The sequence below is a fragment of the Bradyrhizobium sp. Bra78 genome, assembly GCF_024519855.1.
GTDB classification, from domain to species: domain Bacteria; phylum Pseudomonadota; class Alphaproteobacteria; order Rhizobiales; family Xanthobacteraceae; genus Bradyrhizobium; species Bradyrhizobium japonicum_G.
The window spans coordinates 275,438-289,453 of sequence record NZ_JALJRE010000002.1 but is presented as its reverse complement, the minus strand read 5'-3'; the positions used below and the strand labels follow the sequence as shown (position 1 = coordinate 289,453).

Here is a 14,016-nt window from a genome sequence, read left to right as displayed (position 1 = left end):
GATGTGTGATACCGAAGACTCCACGATCGACCCTTTGGCCACGAATATCCGGGCTATTGAGAAGTCCATCAGTTCCGGTCATCCGGTTTTTCGTACGCCGCGGTAGGTGTACTTCTTGCTGGGATTGACACTTCCGGTCCGATACTAGTAACACCCGCCACCAAGATTTTCCGCCTGTTCATATGAGGTCCTCCACGGTGAACGATGGTCAACGCGCTTTGCTATCGCGCTCCCCCGTCGCGCTTGTTGTGGTTTGATCGCTTCGTGCAAACGAGCCGGCCTTTCGACCGACTCGTAACATTCAGATGCGTGGAATAGCGCTTGAAACCGGTCCGCCGGGGTCTGACGATAGGCGAGTGCCCCGGCGGATTTGTCCTACTCGAGCGGACGCCCCTTCGTCTCTACGTCCATCATATTGACACAGCCGGCGGCGAGAACAAGGCAGCCGGAGATCGCAATCAGTGCCAGCGTAAAGTTCGTGGTCATGAGCGGAGCCACAACGGACGGTGCCAACAAGCCGCCAGCCCGTGCGATGGCGCCTGCCGAACCCATGCCGCTCGCCCGCAGACGGGTCGGATAGACCTCAGGCGTGAAGGCATAGACGCCGGCCCAGGTGCCGAGCAGCGCGAAGCTCATAAGCAGCGTGGTGCCGACCACGACCACGCTCGAAGACGTACCCAAACCATAGATCAGACATCCGATCGCGCTGAGCAAAAGAAAACCCACTAGCGTCGGCTTGCGGCCCCAACGCTCGACGCCGTAGGCGGCCAGTGCGAAGCCGGGAAGCTGCACCAGTGCGATCAAAATGAGGAAGTACTGGCCGCGCATGAAGCCGTAGCCTTCGGCCGACAGACGGACTGGCAGATAGACGAACACGCCGTAATACGAGATCGAGATGGTGAACCATGCGATGAGCAGCAGAATCGACCGGCGGCGTAGGTCGGGCGAGAACAGCGCGAAAGCAGACTTAGACTTCTGCTCTTCCGGCTTGAGGCGACTGATCTCGACATCGTTGCCATTGCCGCGCGCGATGCGCTGGATGACTTCGCGAGCTCTCTCCGATTGTCCGGTTCGATTGAGGTACATCGGAGACTCAGGCACGTAGAAACGAACCAGAACGCCGATCAGTGCAGGAACGCCGGTCACGAAGAAGATCGTGCGCCATGCATCGCCGCCCTGCGATCCCGCGAACAGCGCAATGATCGCGAGTGCCACGGTGCCAACTGCCCAGAATGATTCCAGCCAGACCAACCAGCGGCCGCGGCGATCCGAGGGCAGAAATTCGGCCATCATCGCATAGTCCACTGGCAAGGTGCCACCGACGCCGATGCCTGTCAGCAGCCGCGCGACCAACAGCCATTCGAAGCTCGGCGAGAAGGCCGAGGCGACTCCGAAAGCCGCATCGATCAGGACAGCGGTAAGCAGGACCGGACGGCGTCCGTACCGGTCGGCCATGCGGCCGAACACAAAGGCGCCGATGAGCATACCGACGAAGAACATCGTTCCGGTTTGCAGTGCCTGCGGAATGCTAATACCGAAGCTCTTGGCGATGGACGGCGCACTGAAGCCGATTGCCAGGACCTGCATGGCATCTGCCGCCCAGACGAGAGCGAAAATCACAAATAGCTTGCGCTGGAACCAGCCGACGCCCGCTTGGCGGATGCCGTCTTCGACAGTGATCAACGGTTGAGACACGGTGCTTCCCTCTATGTGAGATAATTTACTAACCACAAGGCAATCGGAGATCGTTCTGGCGGACTAATTTCTCCTCGCAAGTCGGTAGGTCATTTGTATTGCAGCAACTTTCGGCTGTCCTTGGTCCCGCACAGCGGATCGTATCTGGCGTACGGGGCCTATGGATCAGGTCAGCGCGCGACCTGCATTTCCTTCACGGCGATGTCGCCGTCGAGCACGATCGGCTCGTCATCGAGGAAGAGCGAGCAACCACGCAGGGGGATGTCGAGATGACAGGCGGTGTCGTTCGGGCCGCCGAGTTCGTTGTTCGGGCCGGTCGAGAACATTACATTGCCGTAGAACGAACGCGGCTCCATGCCCATTCCGCCGGGGAATTCGCCCGGCACCATCGCATGCCACTTGGCATTCTGATTGAGGCCCCAGCCGACATGGCTCATGCCCATGCCGCGCGGATCGTTGAAGGCGGCCATATAGGACTTCACCAGTTCCGCCTCGAGCCCGCCGCGGATATCGGTGACCCACCCTTTTTCGATCGTGTAGGTTATCGGCTCGCGAACATAGATGTTCTGCGGCAGCAGAATGTCGCCCGGCGCCACCACGATCGTGCCATCGACACCGTCGTCGTCGCCGCCTGTGAAGACGAAGCCCGACGGCCAGTGGTCCCAGCGGCCGGGCATGTCAGTGCAGGCATATTCGGCCACGGTCGGATAGGTGCTGAGCTTGTACGTCACGTCGGTGCCGTGCGGCGACGTGATACGCATGATTTTTGCCTTCTCTAGAATCTCCGCGCCGATCTCCACACGCTCGCGCAGTTCCTTCGTGGGCAGCATGCGGGCCAGCAGCGCCGGCGGCTCGACGGCAGTGAGAATGCGCGTGCCGGCGGCCTGAATGGCCATCTGCTCGGGGCTGAACAGAAGAAAGATACAGTCGATCAGCATATCGGCCGCCTTCAGCGCCTCAACGGCTTCCGGCATCGACGCCAAGCCGGTCTGTCCGACAGCCCAGGCACCAACCGGCGGTACAGCCGGCAGACGCATGTGATACATCTTGGCGCCGATCCGCTGCCCGGCCGCCATGAAGGCGTCGGCATAGTCAAGGCGCTCATTACCCTGGGTCAGAACGACGAGCTTCTCACCTTCGTGAACGCCTGACATCTTAAGCTGATGAAGGCAGATTTCCGTGAAGCTGAACTGATCCATTCTCTTTCCTCACTTTCAAGGGCGCAAGAACCCAGAGATTGATGCGACGGATATCTTAGTTTGCGGCAGTTTCAGTGAAACGCGCGACGGCTTCGGATAGCCCGATGACGTCGCCATATTTCGCGTCGATATCGAACAAATTCGCCTCGTGCGGTTCGCGATGGCGATCGCCCACACAGTCCCGCACCACGATTGTGCGGAAGCCGTATTGAACGGCATCGACCGCCGTGGCACGGATGCAACCGCTCGTCGAGCATCCGGCCAGAACGACGGTGTCGATGCCCTGCGCGTGAAGCGTTGTTGCGAGGCTGGTGCCGAAAAATGCGCTCGCATATTGCTTGGTGATGACGAGCTCTCCCGTCTGGGGTTCGACGCCCTCGCAAAATTCGGCGAGCGGATTGCCGGCAACCATCGCGGCCATGACTGGCGATTTCTTCACCCACACCCCACCATCCGCGGAATCCTTCGCTAAATACAAGATGCTGGTGTGAATGACCGGCACGCTGTGGCGGCGAGCCGCATTCAGAAGCGCGGGTGTCTGAGCAACAGCCTCGACGACACCCGGCGCGAACAGCGGCGCGCCTGGGGTGGTATAGGCCTTCATGAAATCGACGACGACGACAGCGGGACGTTTCCCGAAGCCGATGCGATTGCCCCAGACGCCCTCGTAATTCTGCGACGCGGACTCGCTCATGGATGGTTCCTCAATAGGCGCCGCAGAGCAGACAACCTGCGCCGGGAACGACCGGCTCCAGATCGAGCGCCTTCAGCATCTGATAGGTGGTGGCGACAGCAGCCGTCAGCGTTGGCTTGCCGGTCATGGCCTCGACCATCGCCACGCTGGCCAGAGACGGCATCTGAACGCAGGCCGATAGTACGATCGTGTCGACATTCGACGTATCGAGCTCCTCCACGATGCCAATCAGCTTGGCTGGATCATGCGCAGCGACCTTCAAATTGTCGGAGATCTCAAGCGCCCGATGCGTCACCACGGTGACGCCCTCTGCTTCGATATAGTCGATCACCATCTTCGTCAGCGGCTTCATGTAAGGAGCCACCAGAGCGACGCGCTTGGCCCCGATCACGCCCAGCGCCTCGACCAGTGCACCGGCGCTGGTGACGACCGGCGCGGGTGCACCATTCTCCGCGGTCACTTTCTGCAAGCGTGCCTGACTTTCGCGATGATAGCCGTGCCCCATCGACATGATAGCGACCAGGCAAGCATAGCCGAGCACGTCGACACGGGCGTCGGACAATTCCAGCGCGCAACGGTCGGACTGCGCGTCCATTGCGGCGAGTTCATCCTTGGTCACATGCTTCATCCGCATGCGTGCCGAATGGAAGGTGAAGCGCTCTGGGCGAATGAGCTGGCGAGCTGCCAGCATGGCAGGAATCTCGGTCTCCATCGTAATGTTGGAGCTGGGAACAATCTGACCAATGCGGAATGTCTTGAACGTCATCACGATGCCTTTCGAAGAGAAGTGCCGAGGATGCTGTCGAGAGCGCCAAGGAATCCTGGGAAATCATCCCACGGGATCATGTGGCCAGCATCGGGAACGTGAACGATCTGGAGCTTGTCGTTGAGCGACGACAGTTCGGCGATATCCTCGGACTGGATCACGCCGCCCTTCCCCGCCACTACCAGTGCCGCCGGTGGCTTGAGACTGGACACATCGTCGTGGAACGAGGTGTTGTGAAAGTCATTGTAGGCCTTCACAATCGCAGGCTCGTAGCAAGTGTGCAGCCACTCCGCGCGCAGAGCGAGCTGCTTGTCCGTCCAGGTCGGACAGAACGCGCGCATGCTCTCGGCATCCATTCCAGCGATCGCCAGTCGGATCGAGTCAGTGTACCATTGTAGCTTCGAAGGATAGGCGCGGCGGCCTGGACCGGAGACCGGCGGGTCAACGAGGATGAGCCGCGCCATACGGGCCGGCTGCTTGCAAGCCGCGCGCGCTCCGATCCGCGCGCCCATCGAGTGGCCGAGGACAATGCCATTGTCCAAGCGCAGCGCATCCAACAGACCAATGAGATCGTCGGCCATCGCATCGACGCCATAGTCGAGCTTCGGACCGGATGACGAGAGCCCTCGGCCTCGCACATCGACGACATAGGTGTCGAACTCGTTCCCCAGCGCTTCTGCCACGAACTCCCAGGTGACCGCAGGGCTGGTAATCCCTGGAATGATCACAAGCGGTTGGCCGTTTCCGCCATGACGCAGGACGTGCTGGCGAATACCGTTGGCGGCAACGTTGAAGCTGGATCGACCCAAGCTCATGCGGCGACCTCGCTCCGCAGTGGCTGCGCAAAGATGTCGTAGCCGAACACCCAGGCCGGATCCTCCTGCGTGCGCAACCAGGTATTCGCGTTCGACACCGACTGTACCCGCGAGGCGCGCTCACGACGATTAATCTCGTAAAGCTTGAATGCGGCGCCGAAATCCGACAGCCCGGTCTCTTCGAGGCACCGCGACAACATGGCGCCATCTTCGATCGCCATAGCGGCGCCTTGGGCCATATGCGGCTTCATCGGATGGCAAGCGTCGCCGAGCAGCACGATGCGACCCTGGCTCCACGCCGGCAGCGGGTCACGGTAGAACAGCGGCCACTTCGTGATGTCTTCGGCGACTTCGATCAGCGCCTGGACCTCCGGATGGTAGCCCTCGAAGTCCTTGAACATGTCCTCCCTACTGCAGGGGACGAAAGCCGTGTCATGCTGCCATTTCGGATGCGGCACACCGCTTACGAAGTAATATTCGTCGCGCGCCTCGGTCGTGTAATAGACCATCAAGTGACGGTCTGCGGTCCACCACTTCACGCAGGGCTCGAACGGGAAGGCATACTTCTTCAGCGCTTCGCCGCGGATGAGTGCGCGATGTCCGATCCACCCGGTGTCCTTGGGACGCTCAGCACCAAAGAGATACTCGCGAAGCTTCGAATTGATGCCGTCGGCGCCGATCACGATGTCGGCGCGGTGGCGCGTGCCATCTTCGAATTCAAGATCAACTCCCGCACCGTCATCATGACATTCAATCAGCTTCTTGTTGTAGTGGAGTCGCGCATCGCCGAGCGCGGCGATCTGAAAATCGTGCAGGTCTCCCCGGTGGATGGTCACGTAGGCCGCGCCATACTCCTTCACGGCGAATTCGCCGAGCTTGATCCGCGACATGTATTCGCCGGAATTGCCGTGGCGGCTGAACCAAAAGTCGGGCTTGGAGCCCTTGTCGACGACGGCGTCTTCGATTCCCATCCGACGGAAGATCTTCATTACGTTCGGGCCCATGTGAATGCCAGCGCCGAGTCGCGTGAAGGCGGGCGCCTGCTCGAACACATCGACCTGAAAGCCGAACTTCTGCAGCAGGACGGCCGCGCAGGCGCCTCCCAAACCGGATCCGACGATTGCAATGCGAGGGGTATTAGACATGGGTAGTTTCGCTCCAGTGTTGATCAGTGAGACTGACCGTTAATCGATTTTTTATAGCGTACACACTATTTATTCAGCTGCGCAAGAGGCCAACCGCACGCTTTTTATGCTGCACTTGCGTAAAAACCCGCCGTATCGCAACATTTTAACGCAGAATTCCGAGAAGACTGTGGATTGACAATTGTCTCTCGGTGCCAGCAAATAGCGTATACGCTGGATATGAGTTGGACGTGAGACTTGCCACAGTGAAGGCGACGAGGCGCGAGAATCCAACCTTTCGGATTGTCGATGTCAGTCGAAGACGTCGGGAGGCTCAAATTTTGGGACGCGCCAAAATGAGGCTTGCATCATGGCATGCCGGCACCTTAGCCATTTCATATCCATCCAACCTCGATGGCGATTGTGAGAGGCTAAACCGCAATGCAAGACCCCACGCCGGGTCGCGGCGCAAGCGAGCCGGATTCAGCCTATGTCTTTTCCTATCAGATCGGCTTTCCGTTGCGGCGTGCGTATCAGCGCCATCTGGCGATTTTCCAGGCCAATACCGGCAACTCCGAATTGACAAGCGTGCAGTTCTCGACCCTTTGCGCGCTGCGCGTCAAAGGCCCGCATTCCCAGGGCGGACTCGTGAAGGTAACGGGCGTCGATCGAGCAACGATCCGCGGCGTCATCGAACGCCTGAAGGCGCGCCGCTTGGTATCGCTAGCGAAGGACGCTGTAGACGGACGGAAGGTTATCGTCGCTTTGACCGCTGCAGGCGCGGAAATGCTGGACCGCATGATCCCTCACGCCAACAGGACCACCGGCGCGTGCCAACTAACATGCCGAGGGCGGCATGCTGAACGGCTCGATAGAAATTGACCTGACGATAAATGGCGCGGACGCGCGGATCACGGGGGAGCCGGAGACCCCGCTGCTATTTATCCTGAGAAACGATCTGCGCCTTAACGCTCCGAAGTATGGCTGCAGACTTGGTGAATGCGGCGCCTGCGCGGTGCTGATTGACGGTGACGCTGTGCGATCCTGCACGGTTCGCGTCGGACAAGGCGCACTGGCTGAACGTCGATGCCGCGGCCGCCGCAAGCGAAGTGGCCGTTGCCAAACACTCCGCAACGGGGCGCATTGAATGAATAGCCTGGTCGGCGCCGGGACCACGGTGCCGCAATTCCTTACCGCACGCGATACGGCTCACGCTTGCGAAATCCTGCAGGCCGGGACTCATCGCGTGATCGCCGGCGCCACCGATGTGTTTGCGCAAAATCCCGACCGCAGCGTTGGAGCGCTGCTCGATATCTCGCGGATCGAAACCCTTCGCGGCGTGACCATCACCGAGGACAATGTCCGGATCGGTGCCATCACGACTTGGTCGGCAATACGTGACGCCGCCCTCCCCGCACATATGGATGCTCTGCGCCAAGCTGCGGTGACCATCGGCGGCGTTCAGATCCAGAACCGGGCAACCATCGGAGGCAATGTCTGCAACGCCTCACCCGCAGCGGACGGCGTGCTTGCTCTGTTGGCGCTGGACGCCAGCATTGATGTGGTTTCCGTATCCGGATGTCGTCGTCTGCCGCTGTCTGCGGCACTCGATCAGAACCGCAGGTCGCTGCTCGGTCGCAACGAACTTCTCGAAGCGGTGATCGTGCCACTTAAGGACACCAGTACATCCTGCTTCCTCAAACTCGGCCGCCGAGCCAATCTCGCGATCTCCGTGCTCGCATGCGCTGTGGCGATCGAATGGTCGCCGGAAGGGGAGATCGTGACGCTTCGGGCCTACGTCGGCGCAGCCTCCCGCGCACCGATGCGCCTGTCTCGGCTGGAGCGCCGCCTAGTCGGACTTTCGCACCTGGACCATCGCGAGGCGCGGGTGACCGGCGAAGACGTCGCCGCGCTGACCCCGATCGACGATATTCGGGCCAGTGCTGACTACCGGCGCCATGCCGCGGTCGTTCTGCTCAATCGTGTCATCAGCCGGGCATCGGAGGATTACTGCCATGTGTAAGGGTGATATCGGCACCGCGGTCATCAATGGCGCAGAGGTCACGCTGCCTGAAGACGGCACGCGGCGACTGGCTTCCTTCCTGCGCGACGATCTCGGCCTCACCGGCACCAAGATCGGCTGCAATCAGGGCGACTGCGGCAGCTGCTCCGTGCTCATCGACGGGAAATCGACCTGCGCATGCCTGGTGCCGGTGTCGCAGGTCTCGGGCGCGCGCGTAGTGACGATCGAGGGCGTAGTCGAGCAGACCAGAACCGGCAAAGCACTGCAAAACGCCATGACCCACAATCAGGCGGTCCAATGTGGTTTCTGCACGCCAGCCTTCATCGTAACCGCCGCCGGACTGTTCGAGCAATACGATCATCCGAATGAGGACGTGATCGCCGAGGAGCTGGCGGGCGTGCTGTGCCGCTGTACCGGCTATGCAAAAATCGTCAAGGCGCTGCAGGACGTCGCCAATGGCCGCGGTGTGCAGGCCATTGCCGCTCCGTCGAGCGGCGACGCGGTCGGTACCCCGATCGCGAGGCTCGATGGCGCTGGCAAAGTCGATGGCACGCAGCACTTCGGCGCAGACGGCGCACCGGCCGACGCATTGCTTGCGCGCGCAATCCGCTCGCCCCACCATTCGGCGAGTTTCAGCATCGGCAATCTGAATACTTACAGGTCGTCAAATCCAGAGATTACAGCTATCTTCACCGCCGCGGATGTTCCCGGACGCAATCTCCATGGCGTTCATGGTGCATTCGCCGATCAACCCGTATTCGCCGAACGCGAGGTCAAGTTTCGTGGTGAAGCGATTGCCATCGTGGTCGGCATCGCACAGGCGATCGAGAAGCTGGACCTTGCTGAGTTTCCGGTCACATGGCATCCGCGACCGCACCAGCTCGATATGAATGCGAGCACGAATGTGGACGCCAGAGTGCTGCATAAAAGCCGCCCGGGTAATATCCTCATCAAAGGCCATGTCGAGCGCGGCGATGTGGACACGGCATTCGACGAGGCTGCGCATGTGGTGACGGGCCGTTTCTCCACTCAGTTCGTCGAGCATGCCTACATTGAGCCGGAGGCTGGCTGGGCCAAGCGCAATGACGACGTCATCGTGGTGCATAGCTGCACGCAGGCGCCCCATGCGCATCGTGGCGACATCGCGTTGATCCTCGGCATCCCGGACGAGAATGTGTGGATCGTTCCGACCGCCGTGGGCGGCGGCTTCGGCGGTAAGCTAGACCTGACCACACAGCCCTATGTCGCTATTGCGGCGTGGCATCTGCGCCGGCCGGTCAAGATGATCTATAGCCGCGCTGAGTCGATCGCGACGTCAACCAAGCGTCATCCTGCGGAGATCACGAGCCGGATGGCCGCCGATGCCGAGGGACGCATTCTGGCGGTAGACTTTACAGGTGACTACAATACCGGCGCTTTCGCCTCATGGGGCACGGCTGTCGCCAATCGCGTTCCCGTCCATGCAGGCGGCCCGTATTACATTCCGCATTATCGTGCGCTGACACGGGCGATCCATACGCATGTCACCCCCGCCGGCGCGTTTCGCGGCTTCGGCGTGCCACAGACGGCGATCGCACAAGAACAGATGATCGACGCATTGGCGCGTAAGGTCGGAATGGACCAGTTGGAATTTCGCCTCAAGAACGCAATCCGAACGGGACAACCTCTTGTCACCGGGCAAGTGCTTCAAGACAGCGTGGGGATTGAGAACTGCTTGGAGGCGCTTCGGGAGCCTTGGCGACGAGCTCACAAGCGCGCCGATGCGGCGAACGCCACTTCAGGTCGCCTTCGTCGCGGCGTGGGTCTGTCGGCGATGATGTATGGATGCGGCAATACCGCCATGGCGAACCCTTCGACGATCCGACTTGGCGTCCTACCATCTGGCGATGTCGTGCTACATCAGGGCGCCGTAGACGCTGGCCAAGGATCGAATACGGTCATCCCGCAGATCGCCGCCGATGCGCTTGGTATTCCGGTGCATCAACTGAAAAACGTCGGCGCCGCGACCAATATCACTCCGGATTGCGGCCGCACCTCGGCTTCCCGACAGACCTTCGTCACCGGCAAAGCCGCCGAACTGGCGGGGAGGACTTTGCGGAGCGAAATTCTCAGGCTTTCGAACGGCGGTGCAGCCGCGACTGTCCACTTTTGCGATGGCTCCATTGACGTCGTCGATGACGACATCACACATTGCATCGATCTCGAGCGATTGCCGATTAATCGATTTGGCTATGTTCTGATGGCTGAAGAGACTTTCGACCCGATTACAACCGCGCTTGGGGAAAACGGCCAGGGATCACCGTATGCGGTCTATGCCTTCGGCGCTCAGATTGCCGAAGTCGAAGTGGATATGGAGCTGGGCACGGTGACTGTCCAACACTTTACCGCCGCGCATGACGTCGGTCGCATGATCAATCCCACGCTGCTGGAAGGGCAGATCGAAGGAGCGATCGCCCAGGGTATTGGGCAGGCGTTGATGGAAGAGTTTATTCCAGGTCTGACCGAGAACTTCCACGACTACTTAATTCCAACGCTGCGTGACATTCCTCCGATTGAGGTCATCCTAATTGAAGACAATGCATCCGTCGGACCGTTCGGCGCAAAAGGGATTGGTGAACCGTCACTGGTGCCAACGGCAAGTGCGATTTTCAATGCTATATTTGATGCCATCGGCGTACGCCTTTACCATGCACCCGCGACGCCGGATGTTGTTCTGAGAGCCATTATATCGAAAAATTATGGGCTCAAGACGTGGTAGCAAGTCCTTTGAACTAAACTTTGCGGGTTGCTTCACATGCCCGCAGACGACTTCTCGCAAGCGATTTCGTATCGATTTGAAACGCCAGATTGGCCCCTGGCTTGGGCTTGCCGTTCAGCGTCATGCGGAGAAATTTCACGAATGCGTGGGATCCGAACTCACTCAAGGCCAGCATGCAGCGCTTGCTCGTCTGCATGAGCAAGGTGGATGCACTCAATGGCTTGGCGAGATGGGTAAAGAAGCAAGGTGCATTTCGCACCTATAAGTCCTTTTCGGGAGTGCCTAGTTCTATTGCTCAGTCGCAGTCAAGATGGCTCACGAAATGTGCCGCCAATGCGTCAGACGCCGCTCGAGCAGCCCGACAGCCGAAAACAGCAGCATGCCCATCGCCGCCAGAAGAAATAACGCTGCGAAAACGCGCGGCGTATCGAACGAGCCCTGCGCGGAAAGTATGATATATCCGAGGCCCCGCTGCGAAGCCACGAACTCTCCTACGATCGCGCCCACCAGGGCAAGCGATATGGAGACTTTCATGCCGGACAGAATCGATGGCAAAGCGCCCGGCAATCTCACCTTGAAGAAAAAGTCCGCGCGCGAACCCTTGAGAACTCGGCCCAGATCCATCACGTCCGCCGGCACCGATCGGAGCCCGTGCACCGCGTCGACAATAATGGCGAAAACGGCGATCAGGAAGGCTATGGCAATCTGAGGTTCGGCGCCGGTGCCAAGCCAAACCACGAAAAGCGGCGCGATCGCGACTTTCGGCACGCTGTTGAATGAAATGATCAACGGATAGATCGTGCTTTCGAACCATGGGACGCTCACAAGCAGGACGGCAATCAGAACTCCGATCACCACCGATAGAGCGAAGCCAACCAAGGTGGTCAAAAGCGTGTACCCGGCATTGGTCAGATACCACGGCAGATCTCCCCAGAGTTCCCAGAAAATGCTCGACGGGGCCGGCATGATGACCGGGCGCACGTTGAAGCCCTTTACGGAAGCCTCCCATAGCAGCAGCAATGCACCAAACGACATTAGGCCCATGAGAAGTGAACGAAGGGCGTGGCTGTTCCTCGTCATTCCGCTTCTTCGCTTTCGTCGATGAGACCCATGCCCTCGAACAATCGACGGATGTGCTGGGTATAGGCACCGAACTCGGCCGATTCGCGAATCGCGAGCTTGCGAGGGCGCGGCAGGTCGATATCGATGACTTCCAGGATGCGTCCCGGCCGGGGTGAGAATACCGCCACTTTATCTGCGAGAAACACCGACTCTGAAATGCCGTGCGTCACGAAAATCACGGTATTGCGGATATCGAGCCATATCCTCTGCAACTCGACGTTCATCTGATCGCGCGTCAATGCGTCAAGTGCCCCAAACGGTTCATCCATCAAGAGGAGCGCCGGAGAGTCGATCAGCGCCCGGCAGATAGCCGCACGTTGACGCATTCCTCCCGACAGTTCTCTTGGATAGCGATCGCCGAAATCGGTGAGACCCGTCAATTTCAACAATTTTGCTAGCGAAGGCGCCGCAGCCCGCGTGGACTTCTTGGCGAACTCGATCGGCAACATGATATTGCGCTCGATCGTCCTCCAATCGAGCAAGGCATCTCGTTGGAAGACCATGCCGATATTGTCCGGTGGCCCGTTTACCTCCTTGCCCTGAACGTGCAATGAGCCGTCGGAGATCTCCTCCAGCCCTGCAATGCACCTCAGGAACGTGCTCTTGCCGCACCCGCTTGGGCCCAGGATGCTGGTGAACTGTCCCTCGGGAATCTCCAGCGACACATTGTCCAGCGCCAGAATGCTGCGTTGCCCTTCATAGCTCTTGTGCAGAGCGCGGGCGCTGACTGCGGTCACAGACGCGCCGCCTTCAGCTCGACGGGTTTCACCAGATCGAGTGCGACGTAATCCGAGCCTTTGCTCTCCGGTGCGACGAGGCCTGCAGCAGACAGGGTGCGGACCGCGATGTCCCAATCAACAACCGTTATGACGCCGAAGGGAAGTGTCTTCCCGGCCGCCGTATCCAGGAATCCCTGAAGCGAGTCAATCTGCCCGCGGAGGACCTTCCGGTCCAGCCGCGCTTGAGGTCGCTGAGAGATTATGGCGTCGACCGCCTCTTCCTGATGCCCGTCGTAGATGTATTTCCAGGTCGCCGCGACGATGCTGCAATATTTCGAGATCGCATCGCGCTTGGGGCCGGTGAGTGTGGATTCCTGCGCCAGAAGTCCGTAGCCTGGCATTTCGAGCTTGTAGTCGGCGAACCGTATCGCATTGGACGGGCGGGTTTCGGCCACCGCCGCCAGAAAGAACGGAATTGTGGACAGCGCCGCGTCGGCCTGACCGGACGCGTAGGTCGATGCTTTGCTGGCCGCGCTCACCGCGACAAGTTCGACGTCGCTCTTCTTGAGTCCACCCGCCGCCAGGAATGTGTCGATGAACGGCGCCTCGAGCGCCCCCGCCGTATAGACGATCTTCTTGCCTTTGAGGTCCGCCGGACCCGCGATGCCGCTGGTCTTCGGAACGAAGCAACCGATATCGCCCTGTCGGGCAAACACCGCAACGGCCTTCACGGAAAGTCCCTTGCTTCGCGCCACCATCATGGTGGCAAGCGACGCATGCCCGAGGTCGAACTCGTTGCTGCCGCCGACAAATTGAACTGTTGCGGCAGAGCCGTTGCCGTCCTGCACATCGACGTTCAGTCCGGCACCGGCCAACCAGCCCTTTGCCTGGGCAAGATGGATGGCTCCGTGAACGCCCCAGGGAGTCCAATCCAGCCTAACCTTGAGTGTCTCAGGTTGCGCGAAGGCGGGAACAGCCTTCAAAACTCCTGCAGAGAGCACGCCGGCGGAAAATGCGCGCCTTGAGATGTCGATCCTGGCCATGCCCGTAACCCCCTGCCGACCGTTTCAGAACGATCACGATACAAATTGAACAACAAAG

Annotated in this window: 12 protein-coding genes and 1 pseudogene; 4 read left to right on the top strand and 9 right to left on the bottom strand. The window is 59.9% G+C overall.

The features are described 5' to 3' along the window. Window positions 1-375: 375 nt before the first annotated feature. The 6 genes from OC450_RS05345 to OC450_RS05320 all read right to left on the bottom strand — a co-directional run bounded on the left by OC450_RS05345 (window position 376) and on the right by OC450_RS05320 (window position 6,314). Window positions 376-1,695 carry an MFS transporter gene (locus OC450_RS05345; RefSeq protein WP_262047354.1) on the bottom strand — a complete coding sequence of 440 codons (1,320 nt, stop codon included), beginning with the start codon at window positions 1,693-1,695 and terminating at the stop codon, window positions 376-378. A 170-nt stretch (window positions 1,696-1,865) separates the two neighbouring features. Further along, on the bottom strand, window positions 1,866-2,894 hold the full coding sequence (locus OC450_RS05340) for a leucyl aminopeptidase (protein ID WP_262047353.1): 1,029 nt from the start codon (window positions 2,892-2,894) through the stop codon (window positions 1,866-1,868). 55 nt (window positions 2,895-2,949) lie between these two features. Then, window positions 2,950-3,588 (bottom strand): N-carbamoylsarcosine amidohydrolase, encoded by a 639-nt coding sequence (locus OC450_RS05335; protein WP_262047352.1) that lies wholly within the window; start codon window positions 3,586-3,588, stop codon window positions 2,950-2,952. 10 nt (window positions 3,589-3,598) lie between these two features. Beyond that, window positions 3,599-4,354, bottom strand: coding sequence for an Asp/Glu racemase (locus OC450_RS05330; RefSeq protein ID WP_315986380.1), 756 nt, complete (start codon window positions 4,352-4,354; stop codon window positions 3,599-3,601). Continuing rightward, the gene (locus OC450_RS05325) at window positions 4,354-5,169 is read right to left on the bottom strand and encodes an alpha/beta fold hydrolase (protein ID WP_262047351.1); all 816 of its coding nucleotides are present in this window, start codon (window positions 5,167-5,169) and stop codon (window positions 4,354-4,356) included. Before OC450_RS05325 ends, OC450_RS05330 begins: the two co-directional genes overlap by 1 nt. Then, window positions 5,166-6,314 (bottom strand): FAD-dependent monooxygenase, encoded by a 1,149-nt coding sequence (locus OC450_RS05320; RefSeq protein ID WP_262047350.1) that lies wholly within the window; start codon window positions 6,312-6,314, stop codon window positions 5,166-5,168. Before OC450_RS05320 ends, OC450_RS05325 begins: the two co-directional genes overlap by 4 nt. A 420-nt stretch (window positions 6,315-6,734) precedes the next feature. On the opposite strand from OC450_RS05320, the gene OC450_RS05315 reads away from it, so the two are divergent. From OC450_RS05315 to OC450_RS05295, 4 genes and pseudogenes are all read left to right on the top strand, one after another. Beyond that, window positions 6,735-7,175, top strand: a complete 441-nt coding sequence (locus OC450_RS05315) for a MarR family winged helix-turn-helix transcriptional regulator (protein WP_262047349.1) — start codon at window positions 6,735-6,737, stop codon at window positions 7,173-7,175. Beyond that, a pseudogene (locus OC450_RS05310) lies at window positions 7,150-7,380 on the top strand (2Fe-2S iron-sulfur cluster-binding protein); the annotation flags it as partial. The gene OC450_RS05315 and the pseudogene OC450_RS05310, both read left to right, overlap by 26 nt. Window positions 7,381-7,440: 60 nt before the next feature. Beyond that, window positions 7,441-8,316, top strand: a complete 876-nt coding sequence (locus OC450_RS05300) for an FAD binding domain-containing protein (RefSeq protein ID WP_262047348.1) — start codon at window positions 7,441-7,443, stop codon at window positions 8,314-8,316. Continuing rightward, window positions 8,309-11,074: a molybdopterin-dependent oxidoreductase gene (locus OC450_RS05295; protein ID WP_262047347.1), complete on the top strand. Its 2,766-nt coding sequence runs from the start codon at window positions 8,309-8,311 to the stop codon at window positions 11,072-11,074. Before OC450_RS05300 ends, OC450_RS05295 begins: the two co-directional genes overlap by 8 nt. Before the next feature lie 315 nt (window positions 11,075-11,389). Here the strand turns inward: OC450_RS05295 and OC450_RS05290 are convergent, their stop codons facing one another. From OC450_RS05290 to OC450_RS05280, 3 genes are read right to left on the bottom strand one after another with little or no spacing between them, the layout of a single operon-like run. Beyond that, complete coding sequence (locus OC450_RS05290; RefSeq protein WP_262047346.1) at window positions 11,390-12,154, bottom strand: ABC transporter permease; 765 nt, start codon at window positions 12,152-12,154, stop codon at window positions 11,390-11,392. Continuing rightward, window positions 12,151-12,933 (bottom strand): ABC transporter ATP-binding protein, encoded by a 783-nt coding sequence (locus OC450_RS05285; RefSeq protein WP_262047345.1) that lies wholly within the window; start codon window positions 12,931-12,933, stop codon window positions 12,151-12,153. The genes OC450_RS05290 and OC450_RS05285 overlap by 4 nt, the downstream gene beginning before the upstream one ends. Continuing rightward, window positions 12,930-13,958, bottom strand: coding sequence for an ABC transporter substrate-binding protein (locus OC450_RS05280; protein WP_262047344.1), 1,029 nt, complete (start codon window positions 13,956-13,958; stop codon window positions 12,930-12,932). The genes OC450_RS05285 and OC450_RS05280 overlap by 4 nt, the downstream gene beginning before the upstream one ends. Window positions 13,959-14,016 lie beyond the last annotated feature (58 nt).

Coding starts and splice junctions, on each gene's coding strand:
- OC450_RS05295 (WP_262047347.1), top strand. CDS start 8,309: ATGTGTAAGGGTGATATCGGCACCGCGGTCATCAATGGCGCAGAGGTC.
- OC450_RS05335 (WP_262047352.1), bottom strand. CDS start 3,588: ATGAGCGAGTCCGCGTCGCAGAATTACGAGGGCGTCTGGGGCAATCGC.
- OC450_RS05280 (WP_262047344.1), bottom strand. CDS start 13,958: ATGGCCAGGATCGACATCTCAAGGCGCGCATTTTCCGCCGGCGTGCTC.
- OC450_RS05340 (WP_262047353.1), bottom strand. CDS start 2,894: ATGGATCAGTTCAGCTTCACGGAAATCTGCCTTCATCAGCTTAAGATG.
- OC450_RS05290 (WP_262047346.1), bottom strand. CDS start 12,154: ATGACGAGGAACAGCCACGCCCTTCGTTCACTTCTCATGGGCCTAATG.
- OC450_RS05330 (WP_315986380.1), bottom strand. CDS start 4,354: ATGACGTTCAAGACATTCCGCATTGGTCAGATTGTTCCCAGCTCCAAC.
- OC450_RS05320 (WP_262047350.1), bottom strand. CDS start 6,314: ATGTCTAATACCCCTCGCATTGCAATCGTCGGATCCGGTTTGGGAGGC.
- OC450_RS05325 (WP_262047351.1), bottom strand. CDS start 5,169: ATGAGCTTGGGTCGATCCAGCTTCAACGTTGCCGCCAACGGTATTCGC.
- OC450_RS05300 (WP_262047348.1), top strand. CDS start 7,441: ATGAATAGCCTGGTCGGCGCCGGGACCACGGTGCCGCAATTCCTTACC.
- OC450_RS05315 (WP_262047349.1), top strand. CDS start 6,735: ATGCAAGACCCCACGCCGGGTCGCGGCGCAAGCGAGCCGGATTCAGCC.